Annotated in this window: 21 protein-coding genes; 14 read left to right on the forward strand and 7 right to left on the reverse strand. The window is 70.1% G+C overall.

Annotation, left to right across the window (positions count from 1 at the left end):
• Positions 1-78: 78 nt before the first annotated feature.
• Entirely contained in the window at positions 79-1,641 is a 1,563-nt protein-coding gene (locus tag AC5RV6_RS01230) for an FAD-binding protein (RefSeq protein ID WP_494005467.1), read from the reverse strand.
• Between the two features lie 246 nt (positions 1,642-1,887).
• Between AC5RV6_RS01230 and AC5RV6_RS01235 the strand changes: the two genes are divergently transcribed.
• Both AC5RV6_RS01235 and AC5RV6_RS01240 read left to right on the forward strand, forming a co-directional pair.
• Positions 1,888-3,078 carry a 3-ketosteroid-9-alpha-monooxygenase, oxygenase component gene (locus tag AC5RV6_RS01235; RefSeq protein ID WP_494005468.1) on the forward strand — a complete coding sequence of 397 codons (1,191 nt, stop codon included), beginning with the start codon at positions 1,888-1,890 and terminating at the stop codon, positions 3,076-3,078.
• Positions 3,078-3,362 (forward strand): hypothetical protein, encoded by a 285-nt coding sequence (locus tag AC5RV6_RS01240; protein ID WP_494005469.1) that lies wholly within the window; start codon positions 3,078-3,080, stop codon positions 3,360-3,362. The genes AC5RV6_RS01235 and AC5RV6_RS01240 overlap by 1 nt, the downstream gene beginning before the upstream one ends.
• Before the next feature lie 168 nt (positions 3,363-3,530).
• Here the strand turns inward: AC5RV6_RS01240 and AC5RV6_RS01245 are convergent, their stop codons facing one another.
• Together AC5RV6_RS01245 and AC5RV6_RS01250 are read right to left on the reverse strand one after the other, a co-directional pair.
• Positions 3,531-4,571, reverse strand: coding sequence for a 2Fe-2S iron-sulfur cluster-binding protein (locus AC5RV6_RS01245; protein ID WP_494005470.1), 1,041 nt, complete (start codon positions 4,569-4,571; stop codon positions 3,531-3,533).
• Positions 4,568-5,473, reverse strand: a complete 906-nt coding sequence (locus tag AC5RV6_RS01250) for an alpha/beta fold hydrolase (RefSeq protein ID WP_494005471.1) — start codon at positions 5,471-5,473, stop codon at positions 4,568-4,570. Before AC5RV6_RS01250 ends, AC5RV6_RS01245 begins: the two co-directional genes overlap by 4 nt.
• Positions 5,474-5,699: 226 nt before the next feature.
• On the opposite strand from AC5RV6_RS01250, the gene AC5RV6_RS01255 reads away from it, so the two are divergent.
• Both AC5RV6_RS01255 and AC5RV6_RS01260 read left to right on the forward strand, forming a co-directional pair.
• The gene (locus tag AC5RV6_RS01255; protein WP_494005472.1) at positions 5,700-6,884 is read left to right on the forward strand and encodes an acyl-CoA dehydrogenase family protein; all 1,185 of its coding nucleotides are present in this window, start codon (positions 5,700-5,702) and stop codon (positions 6,882-6,884) included.
• Positions 6,885-6,925: 41 nt separating this feature from the next.
• Positions 6,926-7,858 (forward strand): VOC family protein, encoded by a 933-nt coding sequence (locus AC5RV6_RS01260; protein WP_494005473.1) that lies wholly within the window; start codon positions 6,926-6,928, stop codon positions 7,856-7,858.
• 87 nt (positions 7,859-7,945) lie between these two features.
• Here the strand turns inward: AC5RV6_RS01260 and AC5RV6_RS01265 are convergent, their stop codons facing one another.
• Entirely contained in the window at positions 7,946-8,761 is an 816-nt protein-coding gene (locus tag AC5RV6_RS01265) for an IclR family transcriptional regulator (protein WP_494005474.1), read from the reverse strand.
• Between the two features lie 254 nt (positions 8,762-9,015).
• On the opposite strand from AC5RV6_RS01265, the gene AC5RV6_RS01270 reads away from it, so the two are divergent.
• The 4 genes from AC5RV6_RS01270 to AC5RV6_RS01285 are packed head-to-tail and all read left to right on the forward strand — an operon-like array spanning position 9,016 to position 13,043.
• Entirely contained in the window at positions 9,016-9,831 is an 816-nt protein-coding gene (locus AC5RV6_RS01270; protein ID WP_494005475.1) for a 2-keto-4-pentenoate hydratase, read from the forward strand.
• A complete protein-coding gene (locus AC5RV6_RS01275) occupies positions 9,831-10,805 on the forward strand; it encodes an acetaldehyde dehydrogenase (acetylating) (protein ID WP_494005476.1) in 975 nt (324 codons plus the stop codon). Before AC5RV6_RS01270 ends, AC5RV6_RS01275 begins: the two co-directional genes overlap by 1 nt.
• Before the next feature lie 2 nt (positions 10,806-10,807).
• Positions 10,808-11,815 (forward strand): 4-hydroxy-2-oxovalerate aldolase, encoded by a 1,008-nt coding sequence (gene dmpG, locus AC5RV6_RS01280; protein WP_494005477.1) that lies wholly within the window; start codon positions 10,808-10,810, stop codon positions 11,813-11,815.
• A 31-nt stretch (positions 11,816-11,846) separates the two neighbouring features.
• Complete coding sequence (locus tag AC5RV6_RS01285) at positions 11,847-13,043, forward strand: flavin reductase (protein ID WP_494005478.1); 1,197 nt, start codon at positions 11,847-11,849, stop codon at positions 13,041-13,043.
• A 6-nt stretch (positions 13,044-13,049) separates the two neighbouring features.
• Here the strand turns inward: AC5RV6_RS01285 and AC5RV6_RS01290 are convergent, their stop codons facing one another.
• Positions 13,050-14,417 carry a TetR/AcrR family transcriptional regulator gene (locus tag AC5RV6_RS01290; protein ID WP_494005479.1) on the reverse strand — a complete coding sequence of 456 codons (1,368 nt, stop codon included), beginning with the start codon at positions 14,415-14,417 and terminating at the stop codon, positions 13,050-13,052.
• 180 nt (positions 14,418-14,597) lie between these two features.
• On the opposite strand from AC5RV6_RS01290, the gene AC5RV6_RS01295 reads away from it, so the two are divergent.
• Positions 14,598-15,935, forward strand: a complete 1,338-nt coding sequence (locus tag AC5RV6_RS01295; RefSeq protein ID WP_494005480.1) for a glutamyl-tRNA reductase — start codon at positions 14,598-14,600, stop codon at positions 15,933-15,935.
• 36 nt (positions 15,936-15,971) lie between these two features.
• Here the strand turns inward: AC5RV6_RS01295 and moeB are convergent, their stop codons facing one another.
• The gene (gene moeB, locus AC5RV6_RS01300) at positions 15,972-17,147 is read right to left on the reverse strand and encodes a molybdopterin-synthase adenylyltransferase MoeB (protein WP_494005481.1); all 1,176 of its coding nucleotides are present in this window, start codon (positions 17,145-17,147) and stop codon (positions 15,972-15,974) included.
• Between the two features lie 123 nt (positions 17,148-17,270).
• On the opposite strand from moeB, the gene AC5RV6_RS01305 reads away from it, so the two are divergent.
• The 3 genes from AC5RV6_RS01305 to AC5RV6_RS01315 are packed head-to-tail and all read left to right on the forward strand — an operon-like array spanning position 17,271 to position 18,486.
• Positions 17,271-17,885, forward strand: a complete 615-nt coding sequence (locus AC5RV6_RS01305) for a TetR/AcrR family transcriptional regulator (protein ID WP_494005482.1) — start codon at positions 17,271-17,273, stop codon at positions 17,883-17,885.
• Positions 17,886-17,936: 51 nt separating this feature from the next.
• Positions 17,937-18,161, forward strand: coding sequence for a DUF3107 domain-containing protein (locus AC5RV6_RS01310; protein WP_494005483.1), 225 nt, complete (start codon positions 17,937-17,939; stop codon positions 18,159-18,161).
• 22 nt (positions 18,162-18,183) lie between these two features.
• Positions 18,184-18,486 (forward strand): hypothetical protein, encoded by a 303-nt coding sequence (locus tag AC5RV6_RS01315; RefSeq protein WP_494005484.1) that lies wholly within the window; start codon positions 18,184-18,186, stop codon positions 18,484-18,486.
• Between the two features lie 29 nt (positions 18,487-18,515).
• Here the strand turns inward: AC5RV6_RS01315 and AC5RV6_RS01320 are convergent, their stop codons facing one another.
• On the reverse strand, positions 18,516-19,607 hold the full coding sequence (locus tag AC5RV6_RS01320; RefSeq protein ID WP_494005485.1) for an SGNH/GDSL hydrolase family protein: 1,092 nt from the start codon (positions 19,605-19,607) through the stop codon (positions 18,516-18,518).
• A 387-nt stretch (positions 19,608-19,994) separates the two neighbouring features.
• Between AC5RV6_RS01320 and AC5RV6_RS01325 the strand changes: the two genes are divergently transcribed.
• Together AC5RV6_RS01325 and AC5RV6_RS01330 are read left to right on the forward strand one after the other, a co-directional pair.
• Positions 19,995-21,683 (forward strand): DEAD/DEAH box helicase, encoded by a 1,689-nt coding sequence (locus AC5RV6_RS01325; RefSeq protein ID WP_494005486.1) that lies wholly within the window; start codon positions 19,995-19,997, stop codon positions 21,681-21,683.
• 12 nt (positions 21,684-21,695) lie between these two features.
• Positions 21,696-22,598, forward strand: coding sequence for a DNA-methyltransferase (locus AC5RV6_RS01330; RefSeq protein ID WP_494005487.1), 903 nt, complete (start codon positions 21,696-21,698; stop codon positions 22,596-22,598).
• Positions 22,599-22,606: the final 8 nt, after the last annotated feature.

A 22,606-nucleotide genomic window follows, 5' to 3' on the forward strand; every position in this document is an offset into this window, starting at 1 on the left:
CGATGGATAACCGGCCCGCTCCCGGTCCCGTGTGACGCTCAGCGCATCCGCGCCGCACCCCACGGGACCGGGCCCGGGTCAGCCGGCGTCCGCCGCCATGTCCTGCACGGCGCGGTAGGCGAAGACCATGGCCGAGCCCAGCGGGATGCCGGGCCCCGGGTAGGCCCGGCCCGAGAACGACGCGGTGGTGTTGCCCACCGCGTAGAGGCCCGGGATCGGGCTCCCGGCCGCCGTCAGGACCCGTGCGTCGGTGTCGGTGCGCAGGCCACCCTTGGTCCCCAGGTCGCTGAGCACCAGCCGCGCGGCGAAATAGGGCGGCTGCTCCAGGGCCACCAGCGCGGGGTTGGGTCCGTGCGCGGGATCGGCGAAGAACAGGTCGTAGGGGTCCTCACCGCGGTGGAAGTCCTCGTCGACGCCGGTGCCGGCGAATCCGTTGAACCTTGCAACGGTGTCCCGGAGCGCAGGTGCCGGCAGACCGGTCCGCTCCGCGAGCTCCTCCAGCGTGTCCGCCTGCAGCCAGGTACCCGCCGCCAGGTGCTCGTGCGGCTCCGTGTTGTCCGGACGCATGATCGCGGGCAGCTGACCGCCGAAGCGCGAGTCGAAGATGACCCAGGATGGGATCCGGTCCTCGGGCGCTGCCGCCATTACCCGGCCCATCCGGTCGTAGGGCAGCGACTCGTTGGCGAAGCGCCGCCCCCCGGCGTCCACGATGATCCCGCCGCGGAAGCCCAGCGTGAAGGCCGTCCCGCCGCCCGGCTGCGCAGCGCCCGGGCACCACCACGCTTCGTCCAGCAGATCGGTGGCCGCGCCGGCCCGTTCCGCGGCCAGGATGGCGGTGCCGACGTTCGCCCCGGCAGGCGCCATCGTCCACTCCGCGGATCCCGGAGTTCCGTGCTCCCGGCGCATGTCGGCATTGGCTTCGAAGCCTCCCGCTCCGAGGAGCACCCCGTGCCGGGCCCGGATCCGCTGCATGCCCTCCCCGGTGTCGACGAGCACGCCGGTTACGGCGCCGCCCTCGGTCAGGAGATCCGTCATGGCCGTGCGGGTACGGACTGTTCCGTTCCCGGTGCGGGTAAGGGCCAGCAGCAGCCGGCCGATCAGGGCCTGGCCGGCGGTCAGCGGGCCTTCCGGGTGAGGCCGCCCGTACCGGTCGCATTCCACCCGGGGCCGGATGAGGGATGCGAGCTGGCCGATCTCCTCCCGCGGCAGGTCCACCGGCATCATCGACCGGCCAAGCTCCCGCCGTCCGGGACCGGGGAAGTAATCGGGAAACGCGGTCCAGTAAAACTCCAGCGCCGGGTCAGCCTCGAGCTCCTTCACCAGCTCCGGAGCGGTAGCCAGGAACGCCTCGCGCCGTTCGGCCTGCTCCGATCCCAGGACCGAGACCAGATAGGCCTCCGCGTCCTCCCGGGAGTCCTGGACTCCTGCCCGCTCCTGTACCTGGCTGCCGGGGAGCCAGCACGAGGCTCCGGAGTAGGCCGAGGCGCCGCCCAGCAGGTCGGTCTTCTCGACGACGAGGGTCGTCAGGCCGCGGGCCGCGGCGGTGAAGGCGCCGGCCATCGCCCCGGCACCGGAGCCGACCACCACCACGTCATAGCTGCTGTCCCAGTCCTGCCCGACCATCGTGTCCTGTCCGCCCATCGCGCTTTCTCCCCTGTTCCGCTGCCGGCTTTCCGCCGTTGACGCGCCCCACCCAAGCAGAGCCCGCCGGTTCCCCGGGGTGCCCGTCCCACCCAGCAGGATCCGGGCCCGCCCCGCCGTGGCAGCCCGGGGTCCGTAGGCGGGTCCCGGCCATTGGGACTGGCCGCACCGCGGCCTGCCCCGCCCGCCTACATTTCAGGCTCAGGACGTTCCAGTCCGCATAGGCGCACCTGAAGGGACGATTACATGGCCATTGTTGAGCCGGAGCAGGAAGAAATCAGGAACATCGAGAACAACGGGCTGCCGACCCGGTTCGCCCGGGGCTGGCACTGCCTGGGCCTTTCCGAAAAGTTCAAGGACGGCAAGCCGCACACGGTCAAGGCGTTTGGCCAGAAGCTGGTGGTCTTTACCGGCCAGGACGGCGTGATCAACGTCCTTGACGCCTACTGCCGGCACATGGGCGCCGACCTTTCGACCGGCACCGTCAAGGGCAACGAAATCGCCTGCCCCTTCCACGACTGGCGCTGGGGCGGCGACGGCCGCTGCAAGGACATCCCGTACGCCCGCCGGGTTCCGCTGCGGGCGCGCACCAGCACCTGGCCGACCCTGGACCAGGACGGACTGCTGTTCGTCTGGAACGACCCGGAAGGCAACCCGCCGCCGGAGAACGTCACGATCCCGAAGATCCGGGGCGCGATGACCGACGGGTGGACCAAGTGGTTCTGGAACGAGATCGTCGTCAACACCTCCACCCGGGAAGTCGTCGACAACGTGGTCGACATGGCCCACTTCTTCTACGTGCACGGAAACTTCCCCACGTACTTCAAGAACGTTTTTGAGGGGCACGTCGCCACCCAGTACTTCGACGGCGACATCCGGGAGGACATGGCTCCGGAAAGCGTCGACCCGGATGCCCCGACGATGCTGAAGACCATCTCGGAGGCGTCCTACTACGGGCCGTCCTTCATGATCGATGAGCTGAAGTATGTGTACGACCGCTTCGAGATGGACACCATCTTCATCAACTGCCACTACCCCATTGATGAGAACTCCCTGGTCCTGATGTCGGGCATCATCGTCGAGAAGAGCCCGGACCTCGAGGAGGACGCCGAGCAGATCGCCGCGGACCAGGCCAAGTGGGTGCTGCGCGGCTTCGCCCAGGACGTCGAGATCTGGAAGAGCAAGACCCGCATCGACAACCCGCTGCTCTGCGAGGAGGACGGGCCGGTCTACCAGCTCCGCCGGTGGTACGAGCAGTTCTTTGTCGACGTCGCCGACGTCCAGCCCGAGATGACCGACCGCTTCGAATACGAGCTGGACACCGAGCGGCCGATGGAAAGCTGGCACAAGGAGGTTGCCCACCAGCTGGCGCTCCGGAAGGCGGCCGCCGAGCAGGCGGCGCAGGCGCCGGAGCAGCCCGCGGAGCAGCTGGTCTGATGGCAGCGGCAACAACCGACACCAGGCTCATCGACACCCCCATGCAGCCGCTGGCGTGCCGGGAGTGCATCGCCGTCGTGCAGGTCCGCAAGTCCAGCTGGCAGCAGACCAGCATTCAGTGGGACGCCGAGGCGCTGAAGGCCTGCCGCGAGCGGCCCGGCTTCTGCGCCGGCGGGGAGCCTGCCGAACGCTTCGCCGGCTGCGAGACGCTGGCCGCCAGCATCAGGCAGGCCTCGACCGAGGGGCTGCTTCCGGTCATCCACCGGGATGAGCCGGAGCAGTAGCTCCCTTACCTCTATATAAGGGGGGGTGGAAGGACCGGTACCGCACCGGTCCTTCCACCCCCCTTCTCTTTGCGTTACCCGCCCCCCTGTGCCTGCGGCACATATGAAAAGGCGCGGACCCCGGGGTCCGCGCCTTTTCATATGCTCTGCCGGCCGGCCCGGCGGTTCCTAGGCCTCGTAGGTGATCCGGACCTTGTCACTGACCGGCACGGCCTGGCAGGCCAGGATGAACCCGTCGCGGATGTCGGCCGCGTCCAGCACCTCGTTCCGCTCCATCCGCACCTCGCCCTCCAGCACCAGGCAGGTGCAGGCGCTGCAGGCGCCTTCGCGGCAGGAGTACGGCGCTTCAAGCCCGGAGCCCAGCAGGACGTCCAGCAGCTTGGCGCCCTGCGGCCAGTTGACGCTGCGCTGTTCTCCGTCGAGGTCGACCTCCACCACCGAGCTGCCCGGCCCGGCCTCGGGAACCACGGTTTCGACCGGGGCGAAGGGGTCGGCGGCCAGGGACACGAAACGCTCGATGTGGATCCGCTCCGGGGGCATGCCCAGGGCCTGCAGGGAACGTTCCACGCAGTCCATGAAGGGCCCGGGCCCGCAGATGAACACCTCCCGGTCACGGTACGGGGCGGCGAGCGCGCCGATGGCGGCCTGGTCGGGAATGCCCTGCACGGTTTCCAGCCAGTGGATGACGTTCAGCCGGCCAGGGTAGGCACGGCCCAGGGCGATGAGTTCCTCGCGGAAGATCACCGACGATTCGTCCCGGTTCGCGTAGACCATGGTCACCGAGCCGGTTCCGGCGGCGAGCGCGGACTTGAGGATGGACATCACCGGGGTGACTCCGCTGCCGCCGGCGAACAGCAGGAAGTCGGACTCCAGCGACTGCGGGGTGAAGGTGCCCGCAGGCCGCAGCACGTCCAGGACGTGCCCCTCCACCACGTTGTCGCAGATCCAGTTCGAGCCGTAGCCGTCCCGGGTGCGCTTGATGGTGACCTTGAGCTTTTCGTCCTGCAGGGGCGAGCTGCACAGCGAATAGCAGCGCGCGGCCCCGCCCGGACGGTCGCTCGGGATGCGGATGGTGAGGAACTGGCCCGGCTTGTAGCTGAAGCTGTCCTCCCGTCCGCCCGCGGGTTCGAGCACCAAAGTGTGGGCGTCCGCGGTCTCGCGGATCACTTCGAGAACCCGGGCCTGCAGGGGCGCGACGACGGCGCTCACAGCGCAGCCTCCGGGCGGCGCAGGAAGGCCAGGACGGTGCTTTCGAAGGCGTCCTTCTGCTCGATCATCGCCCAGTGGCCGCATCTCGGGAACACGTGCAGTTCCACGTCGGGAATGGTCCGCAGCGGCACCAGGGCCCCGTCCAGCGGGGTCACACGGTCGTCGCGTCCCCACAGGAGCAGGGTTCGGGCGCGGATCCGGTGCAGCTGCGCCCAGGCCGGCTGCGCCTCCGGGGCGGCGGTCGCGGCCGCCGTGGCGGCCATGGCCTCACGGCTGTACATCCTGCGGGCGCTTTCCAGCGTCAGCGGATCCGTTGCCTGCTGCCACCGCTCGTTGATCAGCTCCTCGGTGACCAGGTCCTGGTCAAAGACCATGGACCGCAGCCACTGCACCAGCCGCTCGCGGGTGGGGTCCTCGGTGAACTCCACCAGCAGGTTGATGCCCTCGGCCGGGAAGGGGCTGAAGATGCCCAGCCCCATGCCGCCCAGGGTCACCAGCCGGCGCACCCGCTCCGGATGGGCGATGGCGAACTGCGTGGCGACCATCCCGCCCATGGAATTGCCGATGATGTCCACGCGGTCCAGGCCAAGGCTGTCGAGCAGGTCGGTCACGGCTCGGCCGGCGGCCTGCATGGGGTGCAGGTCCACGGGGTCGCTGACGCCGAATCCGGGGAACTCCAGCACGAAGCACTCGAAGTGTTCGGCGAAGGCCGGCAGGACCGCCCCGAAGTTCCGCAGGCCCGTGACACCGGGGCCGGAGCCGTGCAGGAACAGCAGCGGCGGACCTTCCCCGACCTGGTGCCAGCGGAGCGTCCCCTGCGCGGTCTGCAGCTCGTGCAGAGCAGGTTTGGCGTCGCCGGAGGCTGTGGGGCTGCCTGGTTCAAGGCCAAGATCGGTGGTCATTTCCTGGGCTCCTCGTGGTACGCGTTCGTCTGTCTACGCGGAACCCTAATTGCCGCGGCGGCGGGGGCGTCCGGCGGGTCCCGATCACCGGGATGCAGCGGCCGTCGCAGGGTGCCGTCGGCCCGATCCCGGTGAACGGGACCCTGGCCGCCCGCCGTCGGGAAGCGGCCTAGATTTTCCCCAGCGGCCGAGCCGAGGCCCCGAATCAGGAAGCGAGAAGCGATCAATGACTATCACTGCAGGTTCCGACGTGCTCTCCGAGCGCGCTGAAGAGCTTCGCTCCTACGGCCAGGTCAATGAAGACCTCGGCAAGCTCAACGACGCCACCGTCGACATCCTGCGCGCCTCCGGCGTCATGAAGCTGCTGGCGCCGGTGGAATACGGCGGAACGCGCGCCCACCCCGTGGAGTTCGCGGAGACGGTCATGAAGATCGCCTCCCTGGACGGGGCCGCCGGCTGGGTGGCCGGCGTCGTGGGCGTGCACCCCTGGGAACTGGAGCTGATGCCGCCGAAGCTGCAGGAGGAAATCTGGGGCGCCGACGAGGACACCTGGATCTCCTCCCCCTACGCGCCGATGGGTGTCGCGACCCCCGTCGAGGGCGGTTACCGGTTCAGCGGGCACTGGCAGTTCTCCTCCGGCACCGACCACGCCCAGTGGGTCATCCTGGGCGCTTTCCTCGGCGATGCCGAGGGCAAGCCCGTGACCCCGTTCCGTTCCCTGCACGTGGTCGTGCCCCGCGCCGACTACACGATCGTCGAGGATTCGTGGGACGTGGTCGGCCTGCGCGGCACCGGCAGCAAGGACGTCATCATCAAGGACGTCTTCGTGCCGGACTACCGGGTGGTCGACCAGACGGACCTCTTCGAGGGCCGGGTGGCCCGCGAGGCCGGCAAGACCGAGCCGATCCACCGCATGCCCTTCTACTGCCTGTTTCCGCTGGGGCTGACCTCCGCGGTCATCGGCATCGCCGAGGGTGCGCTCGACGCCTTCCTGAACTACCAGCGCGACCGCATCCAGATCAACGGCTACAAGGGCGCCGAGGACCCGTACAACATGTACGCGGTCAGCGAAGCCGCCGGCGAGATCCGGGCCTCCCGCGCCGCCCTGCTCGACAACATCAGCCGGATCTACGACACCGTCGCCTCCGGCCGCGAGGTCAGCCTCGAGCAGCGCGCCGTCGGCCGCCGGACCCAGATCCAGGCCGCCTGGCGGGCGACGACGGCGGTGGACACCATCCTGTCCCGCTCCGGCGGCAACGGGCTGCGCATGAACAACCCGCTGCAGCGGTTCTGGCGCGACGCGCACATGGGCCTGGTCCACGCCATCCACGTGCCGGGGCCCACCTACCACGCGGCCATCATGACCCAGCTGGGCATCGATCCCCCGGCCAACCTGGCCTCGGCCGTCTAGCTCCATCTCCTGCCATCCCCTACAGCAAAGCGAGGAAAACCATGACACATCTCCGCGGACTGGGCTATCTGAAGGTCCAGACCCAGCACATTGCCCGCTGGCGGGAACTGACCGTCGAGGGGCTCGGCTTCGCCGAAACCGTGGGCCCGAACCCGGACGGCCTGTACCTTCGGATGGACGAACGGGAAGCGCGGCTGATCGTGCTGCCGGGCGACTCCGACCGGGTCCTGGCCGTCGGCTGGGAAGTCCGTGACCAGTTTGCGCTGGCCGCGGTGGCCAGGGACGTCGAGGCCGCCGGCATCGCCGTCACCTGGCTCGACGAGGAGGCCAACGACGAGCGCGGGCTCGAGCAGGTTATTTCCTTCACCGATCCCGGGGGCACTCCCGTGGAGGTGTTCTTCGGGCCGCGGCTGGACCACAGCCCCCTGAAGACGGGATACGCCCAGAAGTTCGTCACCGGCGCCCAGGGCATGGGACACGTCGTGCTGCCGACCACCCTGATGGAGGAGACCTCCTCCTTCTACACCGACGTGCTCGGCTTCCTGCCGCGCGGTGCGGTGCGCCTGGGCCCGCAGCGCCCCGCGGTGCGGTTCCGGTTCTTTGGCATTAACCAGCGCCACCACAGTCTGGCCATCGGCCCGGCCCCGCACGGCGAAGAGCCGGGCCTGGTCCACCTGATGGTGGAGGTCGAGGAGCTGGACACTGTCGGCCAGGCGCTGGACAAGGTCCGGAGCATGGGCTTCAACATCACCGCGTCGCTGGGCCGGCACACCAACGACAAGATGGTCTCCTTCTACGTCCGGGCACCGGGCGGCTGGGACATCGAGTTCGGCACGCAGGGCATGCTGGTGGACGAGTCCTACTACACCGCCGAGGAGATCACGGCGGAGAGCTACTGGGGTCATGACCACACCGGAGCCGAGCCGCTTGCGGCCTTCGTGCCGCGGGAGGCAGCGGCCGTCCCGGCCGGCTGACCGAACAGCCGGGAAGGAGGGGGGTGCAGCCTGCGGGCTGCACCCCCCTCCTTTATGTGCGGGCCGGGCCCGGTCGGTGCCGCAGGCCTATCCTGCCGAGGGCACCAGGGCGGGCGCGTTGTCCCGCGGATTCAGCGCGGCGGAGACCTGCCGGGCTGCGCCCAGGACCAGCGGTGCCAGCCGTTCCAGCGGATCCGTGGCCCGCCCCACCAGGGAAATGCTTGCCACCGGACCCCCGCGGCCCCGGATCGCCGCCGCGACGCAGCCGATGCCGTCGAAGCTTTCCCCGCTCTCATAGGCGACGCCGCCCCGCTGCCGGATGCGGTTCAGCTCGGCGTACAGCCCGCTGATGTCTCCGATGGTCCGGCCCGTCACGGCGGGCAGCCCGCTGGAGAACAGCGCGTCCACCTTTTCCGGGTTCAGCCAGGCCAGGATGGCCTTGCCCAGGGCCGTGGCATGCGCAGGCACGCTTCCGCCGACCCGCGAGGGAATAGTCACCGCGGAGGGGCCGCCGATCTTGTCCAGGTAATGGACGTTGGCACCGTCAAGCACGGCCAGGTGCACGACCATGCCGGTGCGCACCTGCAGGCTGTGCAGCACCGGGGCCGCTTCCGCCCGGATCTGGCTGTTGCCGTTGTCCAGCCCGTTGTAGCGCAGCGAACGCCAGCCCATGCAGTAGCCGTCCGGGGTGTGCTCCAGCCACCCCATCTGGACCAGCTGATCCAGGATCCGGTGCGTGGTGGAGCGGGGAAGGTGCGCCCTGGCCGCAATCTCATCCAGCATCAGGGCCACCGACCGGGGCTGGAACGCCTCCATGATCAGGGTCATGCGGGCAACCATTGACGGCGGCGGCCCGCCGGCGGGCGCCAGGGAACGGACGGCGGGGGCGGCGACGGCGCTCATCGGCACCATCCTTTGGGGTCGATTCCGCGACGCGGCTGCGGCGGAAAGGAGATATTCACCATTGAACCTCCAGGTACTTCCTGTGACTTCAGCGGGGGGACGTGGCATGTGATCTGCGCCACGCTGGGCTTCACTGTACACATCGCTACAGCGCTGCGCCAGAGGCACGCGCAGGAGCGCATCCCGCTCTCCGGGACTGCCGTCCCGGCCGACTTCCGGCCGGGACATACTGGAGCCTCACTTCGGGAGGATCCATGACAGCAACCGCCGAGAGGGCGCCGGCCGGCGCCCCCGATATCCCTCAGCTTGCCGAACGGCTGCGCCGCGCGGAACGCGACGGCGTGCCCATCGAGCCCCTTCGGGCGGAGCTGGCCGACGGCGGCATTGCCGCCGCATATGAGGTCCAACGGGTGAACGAAGACGCGTGGATCGCCGAAGGACGGCGAGTGGTCGGGCGGAAGATCGGCCTGACCTCCAAGGCCGTGCAGGCGCAGATGGGCGTGGACCAGCCGGACTTCGGAGTCCTGTTCGCCGACATGTGCCTGAGCGACGGCGACACCATGGCCGCAGGGGACGTGCTGCAGCCGCGGATCGAGGCCGAGGTGGCCCTGGTCCTCAAGAAGGACCTGCCGCGGCCGGACACCACCCTCCCCGAGCTGATGGCGGCGGTGGACTGCCTGCTGCCTGCCATCGAGATCGTCGGTTCACGGATCCGCAACTGGGACATATCGATCCTGGACACCATTGCCGACAATGCGTCCTGCGGGCGGATCGTGACGGGCACCCGCCCGGTCCTGCCCTCCGCCGTGGACCTGGCCTCGGCCGGCATGGTCGTCGAGGTCGACGGCCGGGTCGCATCCGTCGGCTCCGGGGCGGCCTGCCTGGGCCATCCCTACCGCGCGGGACTGTGGCTGGTGAAGCGCATGGCGGAGCTGGAAAGGCCCCTGCGCGCCGGCGAAATCCTGATGACCGGGGCCCTCGGCCCCATGGTCGACTTCCTGCCCGGCTCAAGCGCAGCCGCGACCATCCAGGGACTGGGCCAGGTTCGTATCAATCTAGAGGAGAAGTAGTGGAAACGGATGCACGCTGGCCGGTGGCCATTATCGGCCCGGGCAACATCGGGACGGACCTGATGATCAAGGTCCTGCGCGGATCAGGCCGCCTGGAAATGGGCGCCATGGTGGGCATCGAGCCCGGGTCCGAAGGGCTTCGACGTGCCGCCGGCATGGGCATTCCCACCACGGCCGAGGGCGTGCAGGGCCTGCTCGCCCTGCCGAACTTCAAGGACATCAAGGTCGTCTTCGACGCCACCAGCGCTTCGGCGCACCTGACCAACTGGGAACTGCTGAAGGATACCGGCGTCCGGGTCCTGGACCTGACGCCGGCGGCCGTGGGCCCGTACTGCATTCCGGTCGTCAACCTGGAGGACCACCTCGAGGAGCGGAACCTGAACATGGTCACCTGCGGCGGCCAGGCCACGGTTCCCATGGTCGCAGCCGTGTCCCAGGTGGCTCCCGTCCGCTACGCGGAGATCGTCTCCTCCGTATCCTCGCGGTCCGCGGGGCCCGGTACCCGCGCCAACATCGACGAGTTCACCGAGACCACGTCCGAGGCCCTGGTCCACGTGGGCGGTGCCGCCGAGGGCAAGGCCATCATCATCATGAACCCGGCGGAACCGCCCATGCTGATGCGCAACACCGTCTATGCACTGGTGGAGGGAACCCCGGACCACTCCGCCATCGAGGCCTCCATCCTGGCGATGGCCGCGAAGGTGCAGCAGTACGTCCCCGGCTACAAGCTCAAGCAGGCCGTGCAGTTCGAGACCTTCGGAGCAGGGAATCCCCTGCACATGCCCGGATCCGGCAGCTTCAGCGGCACCCGCGTGACCGTGATGCTCGAAGTCACCGGCGCCGCGCACTACCTCCCCGCCTACGCGGGAAACCTGGACATCATGACCTCCGCCGCCATGGCCACGGCCGAGCGCTGGGCCGAAGAGGCCGGGGTTCCCGACTTTTCCGCCGCACCGGCGATGCAGGAGGCATAAGCGTGGACAAGCTCTACATTTCGGACGTCACCCTGCGGGACGGCATGCACGCCATCCGGCACCAGTACACCGTCGACCAGGCCGTGCAGATCGCCACGGCGCTCGACGCCGCCGGCGTCGCCTCGATCGAGGTTGCCCACGGCGACGGCATCAACGGGTCCTCGTGCGTCTACGGTTTCGGCGCGCACACGGACCTCGAGTGGATTTCCGCCGTCGCCGGCGCCGTCAAGCAGGCCCGGGTCGCCACCCTGGCGCTGCCCGGCATCGCCACCATCTCCCACCTGAAGGACGCCCACAGCGCCGGAGCCTCGGTGGTGCGTGTGGCCACGCACTGCACGGAGGCGGACGTCTCCGCCCAGCACATTGCCGCGGCCCGGGAACTGGGCATGGACACGGTGGGCTTCCTGATGATGTCGCATATGAATCCGCCGGCTGAGCTGGCGCAGCAGGCGAAGCTGATGGAGTCCTACGGCGCCACCTGCGTCTACGTGGTCGATTCGGGCGGAGCGCTGACGATGCCCGGCGTCGCCGAACGGGTCGACGCGTTCCGCCAGGTCCTGGACCCCGAGACCCAGATCGGCATCCACGCGCACGAGAACCTCTCGCTCAGCATCGCGAACTCGATCACCGCCGTCGAACACGGCGCCGTGCGGGTCGATGCCTCGCTGGCGGGCATGGGCGCCGGCGCCGGGAACGCACCGCTGGAGGCTTTCATAGCCGCAGCCGACAAGTTCGGCTTCGAGCACGGCTGCAGCCTGCCGGCCCTGATGGACGCCGCGGACGACCTGGTCCGTCCGCTGCAGGACCGCCCGGTCCGCGTGGACCGCGAGACCCTCTCGCTGGGCTACGCGGGCGTCTATTCGAGCTTCCTCCGCCACGCGGAGAAGGCCAGCAGCCGATACGGCGTCCCCACCACCGACATCCTCATGGAACTGGGCAGCCGGCGGATGGTCGGCGGCCAGGAGGACATGATCGTCGACGTGGCGCTGGACCTGGCCGCCCGGCGCTGAGCGCACCGAAATGCAGGCGAAAGGAAACGCAATGACCGCAGTCAGCGCCGGCGAACGCGCCGCAGGCAGCAGCGACCCGATGGTTTTCCGCAACGTGCTCGGCCACTTCCCGACCGGGGTGGTCCTGATCACCGGCATCGCCGACGACGGCGCGCCCGTCGGGATGATCGTCGGCTCCTTTACCTCCGTGTCCCTGGATCCGCCCCTGGTGGCCTTCCTGCCCACCGTCGCCTCCCGGACCTTCGCCAAGCTGCGGACGGCGGGCTCCTTCTGCGTGAACGTCCTCGCGGCGGACCAGGAGGACGTGTGCCGGCGGTTCGCCGGGCGGGAGGAGGACAAGTTCGCCGGTGTCTCCTGGCGGCCCTCCCCGTCCGGCGCGCCGGTGCTCGAGGACAGCGTCGCCTTCATCGACTGCACCTTCGAGTCGATCAACGACGCCGGCGACCATCACATCGTCATCGGAGCCGTGCACCAGCTGGAGGTCTGCCGTCCCGTGGCTCCCCTGCTGTTCTTCCAGGGCGGCTACGGCCGGTTCGCGCCGATGTCGCTGAGCGCTCCGTTCGACGCCGACCTGATCTCCGGCGTACGGCTGGCCGAGCGCAGCCGCACCGAGATGGACCGGCTGGCCGGGGAGCTGGGGGTGGAGTGCACTGCGATGGCGATGATCGGCGACCAGATGGCGGTGATCGTGGCCGCCGCCGGCGCCGGAGCCGAAGCCCGGATCGGCGAGCGGATTCCCCTGATGCCGCCCATGGGCGAGCTGTGCCTGGCGTGGGAGGAGCCGGAGGCCATCGAGCGGTGGCTCACCCGGGCCATGCCGAGCGACGAATGCACGCCCGGGGAGTACCGGGACCGCCTTGCCGCGGTCCGTGCCCGCGGCTGGTCGATGACCATGCGCGGCGGCTACCCGGATGAGGAGGTGTACGAGGCGCTGCGCGAGTATTCCTCAGGCTGCTACACGCCCGCCCAGGAGCGGCGCATCCGGGAGATCATTTCGCGCACCTCGAGCAGCTACGCACCGGTGTCCCTGGAGGACGGGCGGAGCTACGACGCCGACTCGATCCTCGCGCCGGTGCGTGACACGGACGGGAAGGTGCGGCTCGTGCTGCGCATCTCCGACCTTCCGGCCGGGGCCCCGGCGGACCGGGTGCGGCAGTGGGCCGATCGCCTCCTGCAGGCCGCCGCGGCGGTCGAGCAGCTCACGGGCAGCGGATCGCAGCCGGCCTAGGCCGCCTTAGCCGTTCGGGACCGCCGTCCCGGCCGCAGCTCCGCTGTCGGCCGGGACGGCGCAGCTGCGTTCGGCCTGCAGCGCGGCCCCGTAGAGGGCAGTGCCCATAAGATCGGCCAGCAGTTCCGGGTCCCACTGGCGTTCGCCGATCTGGCGGCTCAGCAGCAGGCCCTCCAAAAGGATGAACAGGCACTCCGCAAGGTAGTCGGCCAGCTCGGCACGAGCGTCGTCGTCCAGGGCCGGGGACAGCACGGTCCGGAACCACTGCGCGGTCATGGCCTGCATGTCCTGCAGGACCGCCTCGAGGTTCCGCCGGTCGGCCTCGGCGACGGCGGCCCGCTGCAGAAGGAGCAGCAGGCCCAGCCGCAGGACTCCGGATTCAGCCGCCAGGTTGTCCATGGTGCGCAGCAGCTGGACGGCCAGCACCTTGGACCAGTCCCCGTCCTCGGGGCGGGGGGCCAGCGTCGGGCGGGCTGCGTCCCAGCGCCGGCAGGCCCCCGCCACCACGGTGCTGATCAGCTCGTCCTTGTCCTTGAAGGACCAGTACAGCGAGCTGGGCGGCAGCCCGGCCTTTTCGCAGACCCTGGCAACGGTGACACCCCCGTATCCGTATTCGGCGACGGCTTCCTCGGCGGCCCGGAGGAAAGCCTCCCGCGGCCCCTGGCCCTCCCCCATTTCCCGCTGCGCCGGCGCAGGCGGCGGGACACGGTCAAGCCGCACGGTCCGGGCCAGTTCCTTCAGGCGGATCTCCGCCGCGTCGAGGCAGCAGGCGAGCAGCCAGGCCACCCGGCGCTGGTCGAGCGGCCGCTGACCGTGCCGCCGGATGATCGCACCGTCCCGAATGATCGCACCGTCCCGGAGCGCGACGGTGAAATGTCCCATGAGCAGCGCGGCGTCCCGGCTCTGGTCCATGTCCTCGGGGAATCCCCGCTCCCACCACCGGCCGAGCCATCCGACGCTCTGCCTGCGGATCTCCAGGAAACGCGCCCGGGCAGGTGACTCCTCCGGCGGGCGGACGACGGCCAGCTGCAGGCCGAAGCGCCAGTAATCCATCTCGCTTTCCGTCGAGGGGAAGGCCAGGAGCTTGTTGAACAGGTCCTCGCACCGCGGCTGCCGTGCGGGGGAATCCAGCCAGTTCGGCGTGGATTCGGACTGGACCCGGAATGCATGTTCCAGCGCGGCGGCGATGAGCTGGTCCTTATCCGAAAAATGCCAGTAAATGGAGCTGGCGGACAGCCCGGTCGCGCGCCGCACCATGGACAGCTTGGTGCCCTCGTAGCCGTGGTCCGCAGCCAGGCGCATGGTCTCCTCCAGGAGCTGCGTACGGGTCTGCTCGCCCTGCCGGTTCCTGCGGTTGGTCTTGCGTTGTGCCACTGGGGGCCACCTGGTGCTCTCGGGTCGGTTCCGTCACTTCCGCCCACAGCCTACTCATACCCAGCGCGGCCGGCTGCCGCCCTCCTGCGGGCCGGGACGGCACGGATGCGTCCCAAATCACCCGTCGACGACGCCCCCGATGCCGTCGATGGACGCTTCGATGGCTAGTATTAAGCCATTGTGGCTCTTCTTTCCCTGACTGCGACTCATTCCGACGTCGACCTGGAAACCGTCGCCCGGCTCAGCGCGGGCGCCTCCGAGGTCCCGGCTGCGCTGCTCGATTCCAGCGGCCAGCTGGTTTCCGGGGCAGTCGTCCTGGCCACCTGCAACCGCTACGAGATCTACTGCGAGACGCGTTCCGACGACGACGCCGAGGCGGCGCGCGCCGCCGTCGTGGGCGAAATCAGCGCCCGCTCCGGGCTGCCCAAGGAGACGGTCTCCCGCTGCTTCACCACCAACACGGGCGAGGACGTCCCCAAGCACCTGTTTGCCGTCGGCGCCGGCCTGGACTCCGCCGTCGTCGGCGAGCGTGAGATCGCCGGGCAGGTCCGCCGGGCGCTGATCGAGGCCCAGGAGAAGGGCACCGCCAGCGGCACCCTGACCAGGCTGTTCCAGACCGCCTCACGCACCGCCAAGGACGTGGGCGCGCTGACCTCGCTCGGCAGCCGCGGCCTGTCCATCGTCTCCGTCGCACTGGACCTGGCCACCGACCTGTCGCTGGAGCCTGACTGGTCGGCCAAGAAGGTCGTGGTCTTCGGCACCGGCGCCTACGCCGGCGCCACCATGGCCCTGCTCAAGGAGCGCGGCTGCACCGATGTCTCGGTGTGGTCCTCCTCCGGCCGGGCGGAGTCCTTCACCGCGACCCGCGGCGGCACCCCGCTGTCCCGCGCCGGCCTCGGAGCCGCCCTCGCCGCCGCGGACGTCGTGGTCGGCTGCAGCGGCAGCGACGCGCCGGTGGGCGTGGACGACGTGCGCCGGGTGCGCGCCGGAGCCGACCGCCCGCTGGTCATCATCGACCTCGCCCTGACGCACGACTTCGATCCGGCGGTCCGCGAACTGGACGGCGTCGACCTCATCACCCTCGAGTCCGTGCGGCTTGCCGCACCGGCCGAGCAGGCCGAGTCCCTGAAGCAGGCCGGCGAGATCGTCACCGAGGCGGCCCGCAACTTCAACCAGGTCCAGCTCAGCCGCGAACTGAGCGGCGCGATCGTCGCCCTGCGCCGGCACACCCTGGACGTCCTCGACTCGGAGCTGGAGAAGGTCCGCGCCCAGCACGGGTGCACCGGCGCCGCCCAGGAAGTCGAATTCGCGATGCGCCGCATGGTGAAGCAGCTGCTGCACGTGCCCGCGGTCCGGGCACGTGAACTGGCCGCCGAAGGCCGCCAGGACGACTACGTCCGCGCCCTCGAGGCCCTGTACGGCATCACGGTGGGCGAGGACGCCCCCGCGCCCGCCCGCGGATCCGTCGAGCACGCCCCGGCCGGCGATGACCCGGCCGCGGAGCCGCGCACGGCCTAGGCGCCGCCTGGCCGACGGGTACGGCCCGGACGCCGGCTAGTAGACGGGCTTTTCAGGTTCGATCCGCCGCACCCAGTCCAGGATGCCGCCGCTGACGTTCCACACCTGCCCGTAGCCCTGCTCCAGCAGGTGCCGCACCACCTCCGCCGAGCGTGCCCCTGACTTGCAGTGCACGTAGATGCGGCGGTCCCTGGCCGGCTGGAACCGGCCCGAGAGCAGCGTCGCCCGCGGCGCCGGCGTCGCACCGTCGATGCGGACAATGGCGCGTTCGTCCGGTTCCCGTACATCCAGCAGGTCGAAGTCCGTGCGCCCGGCGGCCCGGTCGGCCAGCAGCGCCTCCAGCTGCTCCACGCTCACCGCCGGCAGTTCCGCCGCCGGCTGCGGCCGGATGCCGCAGAAGGCGTCGTAGTCCGCCAGCTCCGTCACCGGGGTCCTGGCCGGATCCCGCCGCACCCGGATTTCCCGCCAGCTCATCTCCAGCGCATCGAACACCAGCAGCCGGCCCAGCAGGGTGGTTCCGGTGCCGGTGATCAGCTTGATCGCCTCGTTGGCCATGACCGATCCGATCTGGGCGCAGAGCACCCCAAGCACCCCTCCCTCGGCGCAGGAGGGCACCTCGCCGGGGGGCGGCGCCTGCGGGTACAGGTCCCGGTAGGTGGGCCCGTGCCCGGACCAGAAGACGCTGACCTGTCCGTCAAACCGGAGGATCGATCCCCAGACACACGGCACGCCCAGGATTTCCGCGGCGTCGCTGACCAGGTAGCGGGTGGCGAAGTTGTCCGCCCCGTCCAGGACCAGGTCGTAGCCGGCGAGGATGTCCAGGGCGTTGTCCGCTCCCAGCCGCACCGGATGGAGGTCGACCTGGACCAGCGGATTCAGCTCAAGGACGGCCGCGCGCGCGGACTCCGCCTTGGTGCGCCCCACATCCGCCATGCCGTGCACCACCTGGCGCTGCAGGTTCGACTCCTCGACCGTGTCGTCGTCGACAATGCCGATCCGGCCGACTCCGGCGGCGGCCAGATACAGCAGGATCGGCGAGCCCAGTCCGCCGGCGCCGATCACCAGGACCCTGCTGTTTTTCAGCCGGCGCTGCGCCTGCACCCCGAACCCCGGCAGGATCAGGTGCCGGGAGTAGCGGACGGTCTCCTCGCGGGTGAGCTCGGGCCCGGGGGCGACCAGAGCGGGCAGATCCGGGGCGGCAACGGTAGTCATGAGAACCAATCTAGGCGCTGCCGCCGTGTCGGGCACGCTGTCCGGAAAAGCCGCCGCAGGTAGACTGGTCTTTTATGCCGCGGGCGCCGGGCGCCCGCACCAGGAGACGAGGTAGCACCACCCGTGAGCAACCAGCCAGCCGGCAGGACCACCCGCCTGCCGCGCGAGGAGCGACGCCGGCAGCTGATGCGCGCCGCCCAGGAAGTCTTCGTCAGCAACGGCTTCCATGGAGCAGCCATGGACGACATCGCCGACACGGCCCGGGTCAGCAAGCCGGTGCTGTACCAGCACTTCCCCGGCAAGCGGGAGCTTTACCTCGCCCTGCTGGAGGACCACCTTGAAACGCTGACCCGGTTCCTCACCACGGCCCTGACCTCCACCACCGACAACCGGGAGCGGGTGCGGGAGACCATGCGCGCCTACTTCCGCTTCGTCGCGCAGGACAGCCAGGGCCACCGGCTGGTGTTCGAGTCCGACCTGACCAGCGACCAGGAAGTCAGCGCCAGGATCGAGGCCTTCAACGCCCGCTTCGCGAACAGCATCGCCGGCGTCATCGCCGAGGACACCAAGCTCCCGCCTGCCGAGGCCAAGCTGCTGGGGCGCGCCCTGGCCGGCATGGCCCAGGTCAGCGCCCGCTACTGGCTGGAAACCGGCGGGGACCTCGACATCGAGGCCGCCAGCGAGCTGGTCTACCGTTTAGCTTGGCGCGGAATCAGCCGTTTCCCGAAGGAAACCTAGGGTAGATTTCGAACCAGCATCTGCTTTGTCAGCATTACTAGGAGGCACCACGTGGAAGTAAAGATCGGCATCCAGAACGTCGGCCGCGAGATCGCGTTCGAGTCCGGGCAGAGCGCCGACGAGGTCGCCGACCTCGTGGCCGCGGCCATGAACAACTCCACTGAGCTGCGCCTCAAGGACGAGAAGGGCCGGCTGATCCTGGTGCCCGCCGGCGTCATCGGCTACGTGGAGATCGGTGCCGAGGAAGTCCGCCGCGTCGGCTTCGGGGCCCTCTGAACGGACGACAGCCTTGAACGGTGTGGTTGAACTCATCGTCATGGTGCCCGCCGCACTTGCGGCGGGCTTCGCCGTTTGGGGCGCGGACCGGCGCCGCAGCCGTTACGGCGTGCTCCTGGCTCCCGGCGTCTCGCTGGCCGCCTGCTGCCTGTGCTGGGTCGTGCTCCGGATCGCCGGCCTGGGCTCGCATCCCGAGCTGCACTGGCTCACCTGGACGGTGTCCATAGCCGCGGGCGCCCTCGCCGCCGTCGCAGCCGCCGTCGTCACCGGCCCCCGGCGCGCCCGCCGCGACGCGGCCGACCTCGACCGGGCACTGCGCCTCTGACTCCGCCCCCGCCGGCCCTGACCGCCGGTTCAGCCGCCCAGCACGGCTGAGAGTTCGCGGGCGAACACCGGCGCCGCCGCCGCGTGGCCCGAATCGCTCAGGTGCCGCCCGTCCTCAAGCTTGAGCTTGTGGCGCTTCCACCAGTCCTGCGGGCTGATGAACGGCACGCCTTCCTCCGCGGCGACGCGGGAGAGCAGCCGGTCCACCGCGGCCCGGCGCCCCTTGCCGTCTCCGATGACCCCCACCATGACCAGCTTCGACGACGGGTAGATCTGCCGCAGGTCCCGGACCATGGTGCGGGCGGCCTGGGCGATGGCGGCGTCCGGGTAGGCGGTGTCGTTTCCGCCGCCCTCGAGGACGACCACCGGCGGGTTGCCCGCGGGCAGCAGCCACTGCCCGCTGTCGAGGGCCGTTTCATAGCGGTCGATGCCGGCGTAGGAGTTGAGGTAGCCGGTTCCGCCGGCGCCGCGAACGATGGGGGTGTAGCCCAGCCGCGAGAGCCCGCGCCCCATCCAGGTCCGGTCCCCTGCCTGGGAATCCCCCACCACCACAGCGGCCTGTTCCACCCCGGGATTGAACTCCATGACCCGCTGCAGCCGCGGCACCCACACCAGTGCCCCGCGCTGGAAGTCGGTGCGCCGGTCCTCTCCCGCCGGGTATTCGCTGGAGACCGGGTAGCCGAGCTTCTCGACTCCCCGCCGGCTCCACAGCTCGAACACCTCCGGCCGAAGCGCCCGTGCGCCGGTGGGGCCGTGCCAGAGCACCACCTTTCCGCGGAAGCGCTGGTAGCAGGCCCCCAGGGAGGCGGGGCAGGAGATGTCCGACGTCGGCGCGCCCAGCGGACTGCCCGCCGCGGCCTGGACCCGGCGGAACTCCATGAGGGCGTGCCACGCCTGAGCGTCCGTTCCCTCCGGCGGAGCGGCGACGATCGGCCGCGACGTCACGGGCTGGTCCCTGGGCAGGACGGTGCGCAGCACCGGCTGCGGCGGCGTCGGATGTGTGGGCGGCTGCCACGGCGAAAGAGGGGCCAGCACCGGCGCGGCGAGGACGGCGGCCGCCAGCAGCGGCAGGTGGCGGCGGCGGGCACCGCGGCGGACACGGCGGCGGGCGCCTGCTGCCATGATGATCTCCCCGTAACGCTCGACTGCACCGGCATCCCACCCTACCGATTCGGGCCGGGCGCGCCCAAGAACCGCTGCTTTTCGCGGGCCGGGAGGGCACCGGGTAGACTGGCGATGTAGTACACGGATGCCCGGTCGTCAGATTCTTTAATCCCCATGGATAAGGAACGGCGGCGGCAGCGATTCCGGCCCATGCCGGCACGTACGCCGCCCCGACCCGCAATACCTACGCGATCTTGATTTTCCGGCCGCCGCCACCGGCGCGCGGCCCGCAGTTGTTAGCCCGCGATCGGCTTCCACTGGATGCGCCCGCGCGTTGTCCGCTCTGACCCGGCCCCCGGCCGTCGCCCAGCGTGAGACCCCGGCGCCTTACGGAACGGTATGTAATTGAACACTGAAATTTCCCAGCTTGAAGGTGACGGCCTCCTGCACGCCGAGGACAGCGATGACCAGGTTGACGTCACGGAGACCCTCGCCGCCGCCGACGAGGCCGTCGCCCCCGAGGCAACGTTCGCGGACTACGGAGTCCGGGACGACATCGTCGGTTCCCTCGCCGACGCAGGCATCCTGCACCCCTTCCCGATCCAGGCCATGACGCTTCCCGTTGCCCTGGACGGCCATGACATCATCGGCCAGGCCAAGACCGGCACCGGCAAGACCCTCGGCTTCGGCATCCCCGCCCTGCAGCGGGTCATCTCCCCCGGCGAGGCCGGCTGGGACCAGCTGCCGCAGCCCGGCGCTCCGCAGGCCCTGATCGTGGCCCCCACCCGTGAGCTGGCCGTCCAGGTCGCGGGCGACCTGGAGACCGCGTCGCGCCGCAAGGGCACCCGCATCGCGACCATCTACGGCGGCCGCGCCTACGAACCGCAGATCGAGGCCCTCCAGTCCGGCGTCGAGATCGTTGTCGGCACCCCGGGTCGGCTCATCGACCTCTACCAGAAGCGCCACCTGAGCCTGAAGAACGTGCGCATCGTAGTCCTGGACGAAGCCGACGAGATGCTCGACCTCGGCTTCCTGCCCGACGTCGAAACCCTGATGGGCGCCATTCCGGCGGTCCGCCAGACGCTGCTCTTCTCGGCCACCATGCCCGGCCCGGTCGTGGCCATGGCCCGCCGCTACATGACCAAGCCGACTCACATCCGTGCAGCCGACCCGCTGGACGAGGGGCTGACCAAGAAGGACATCCGCCAGGTCGTCTACCGCGCCCACCACCTCGACAAGATCGAAGTGGTGGCCCGCCTGCTGCAGGCCACCGGACGCGGCCGCACCATCATCTTCACCAAGACCAAGCGCACCGCCGCCAAGGTCACCGAGGAACTCGTGGACCGGGGCTTCGCCGCCGCCGCGCTGCACGGCGACCTCGGCCAGGGCGCCCGCGAGCAGGCCATGCGCGCCTTCCGCAACGAGAAGGTCGACGTCCTGGTCGCCACCGACGTCGCCGCCCGCGGCATCGACGTCGACGACGTCACCCATGTCATCAACTACCAGTGCCCGGAAGACGAAAAGACCTACCTGCACCGTGTGGGCCGCACCGGCCGCGCCGGCAACAAGGGTACCGCCGTCACGTTCGTCGACTGGGAAGACGTGCCCCGCTGGGGCCTGATCAACAAGGCCCTGGGCATGGACCAGCCCGAGCCGGTGGAAACCTACTCCTCCTCGCCGCACCTGTTCAGTGACCTGGACATCCCGGCCGGCACCAAGGGCAGGCTGCCGCGCGCCAAGCGCAAGCTGGCCGGCATCGACGCCGAGCGCATCGAGGACCTGGGCGAGACGGGCAAGTCCCGCTCCCGCGGCGGCGATCGTGACCGCGGCGGACGCGGCGGCGACCGTGACCGCGGCGGACGCGGCGGCGACCGTGACCGCGGCGGACGCGGCGGCGACCGTGACCGCGGCGGACGCCGCAGCGAGCGGACCGAGCGTGCCCCGCGCGCCGCAGCCGCCGACGCCGCCGAAGGCGCTCCCGCCGAGGCACCCGCAGCCTCCGACGAGGCCCGCACTGAGCGTTCCCGCCGCCGCCGCAGCCGCACCCGCCGCCGCAACGGCGAAGTGGTGCAGCAGCGTCCCGCCGGCGAGTAGCCGATCCGGCCCATGGGCGGAACGCTTTTCGATCCCGACGGCGGCTCGCTCGTGGTCCACGCCGACAACGCGGACTTCCTGCCGAGCCTGCCCGACGGTGCCTTCACGCTGATCTACGTGGACCCGCCCTTCAACACGGGGCGGGTCCAGCGCCGCCAGCAGACCACCATGGTCCGCAGCGTCGACGGTACGGGTGACCGCACCGGCTTCAAGGGCCGCAGCTACTCCACGGTCAAAGGCCTGCTCACCAAGTACGACGACGCCTTCGAGGACTACTGGGCCTTCCTGGAGCCCCGGCTGGCCGAAGCGTGGCGGCTGCTGGCCGAGGACGGCACGTTGTACGTGCACCTTGACTACCGTGAAGTGCACTACGTGAAGGTCATGCTTGATGCCCTCTTCGGCCGGGACTGTTTCCTGAACGAGGTCATTTGGGCCTACGACTACGGCGGCCGGGCCAAGAACCGGTGGCCGGCCAAACACGACAACATCCTCGTGTATGTCAAGAACCCCGACCGCTACCACTTCGACAACAGCGAGGTGGACCGGGAGCCGTATATGGCCCCCGGCCTGGTGACCCCGGAGAAGGCGGCGCTCGGCAAGCTGCCCACCGACGTCTGGTGGCACACCATCGTCTCCCCCACCGGGCGGGAGAAGACCGGCTACCCGACCCAGAAGCCCGAGGGCCTGATCCGCCGGGCGGTAGCGGCCAGCAGCCGGCCGGGTGACTGGGTGCTGGACTTTTTCGCCGGCTCCGGGACCCTGGGCGCGGTGGCCGCAAAGATGGACCGCCGCTTCGTGCTGGTCGACTCGAATCCGGCGGCCGTGGAGGTCATGGCCGCCAGGCTGGCCGGCAAGGCCGACGTCGTCGACTGGGACGCACGCCCGCCCCTGCCGGAGGCTCTGCCTGCCGGTTAGGCAGGACG

It is taken from the genome of Arthrobacter saudimassiliensis (assembly GCF_059090665.1).

What these genes read in the sequence shown, in the direction of transcription:
- AC5RV6_RS01230 (WP_494005467.1), bottom strand. Translation starts at nt 1,641, where the DNA reads ATGGGCGGACAGGACACGATGGTCGGGCAGGACTGGGACAGCAGCTAT.
- AC5RV6_RS01235 (WP_494005468.1), top strand. Translation starts at nt 1,888, where the DNA reads ATGGCCATTGTTGAGCCGGAGCAGGAAGAAATCAGGAACATCGAGAAC.
- AC5RV6_RS01240 (WP_494005469.1), top strand. Translation starts at nt 3,078, where the DNA reads ATGGCAGCGGCAACAACCGACACCAGGCTCATCGACACCCCCATGCAG.
- AC5RV6_RS01250 (WP_494005471.1), bottom strand. Translation starts at nt 5,473, where the DNA reads ATGACCACCGATCTTGGCCTTGAACCAGGCAGCCCCACAGCCTCCGGC.
- AC5RV6_RS01255 (WP_494005472.1), top strand. Translation starts at nt 5,700, where the DNA reads ATGACTATCACTGCAGGTTCCGACGTGCTCTCCGAGCGCGCTGAAGAG.
- AC5RV6_RS01260 (WP_494005473.1), top strand. Translation starts at nt 6,926, where the DNA reads ATGACACATCTCCGCGGACTGGGCTATCTGAAGGTCCAGACCCAGCAC.
- AC5RV6_RS01265 (WP_494005474.1), bottom strand. Translation starts at nt 8,761, where the DNA reads ATGAGCGCCGTCGCCGCCCCCGCCGTCCGTTCCCTGGCGCCCGCCGGC.
- AC5RV6_RS01270 (WP_494005475.1), top strand. Translation starts at nt 9,016, where the DNA reads ATGACAGCAACCGCCGAGAGGGCGCCGGCCGGCGCCCCCGATATCCCT.
- AC5RV6_RS01285 (WP_494005478.1), top strand. Translation starts at nt 11,847, where the DNA reads ATGACCGCAGTCAGCGCCGGCGAACGCGCCGCAGGCAGCAGCGACCCG.
- moeB (WP_494005481.1), bottom strand. Translation starts at nt 17,147, where the DNA reads ATGACTACCGTTGCCGCCCCGGATCTGCCCGCTCTGGTCGCCCCCGGG.
- AC5RV6_RS01320 (WP_494005485.1), bottom strand. Translation starts at nt 19,607, where the DNA reads ATGGCAGCAGGCGCCCGCCGCCGTGTCCGCCGCGGTGCCCGCCGCCGC.
- AC5RV6_RS01330 (WP_494005487.1), top strand. Translation starts at nt 21,696, where the DNA reads ATGGGCGGAACGCTTTTCGATCCCGACGGCGGCTCGCTCGTGGTCCAC.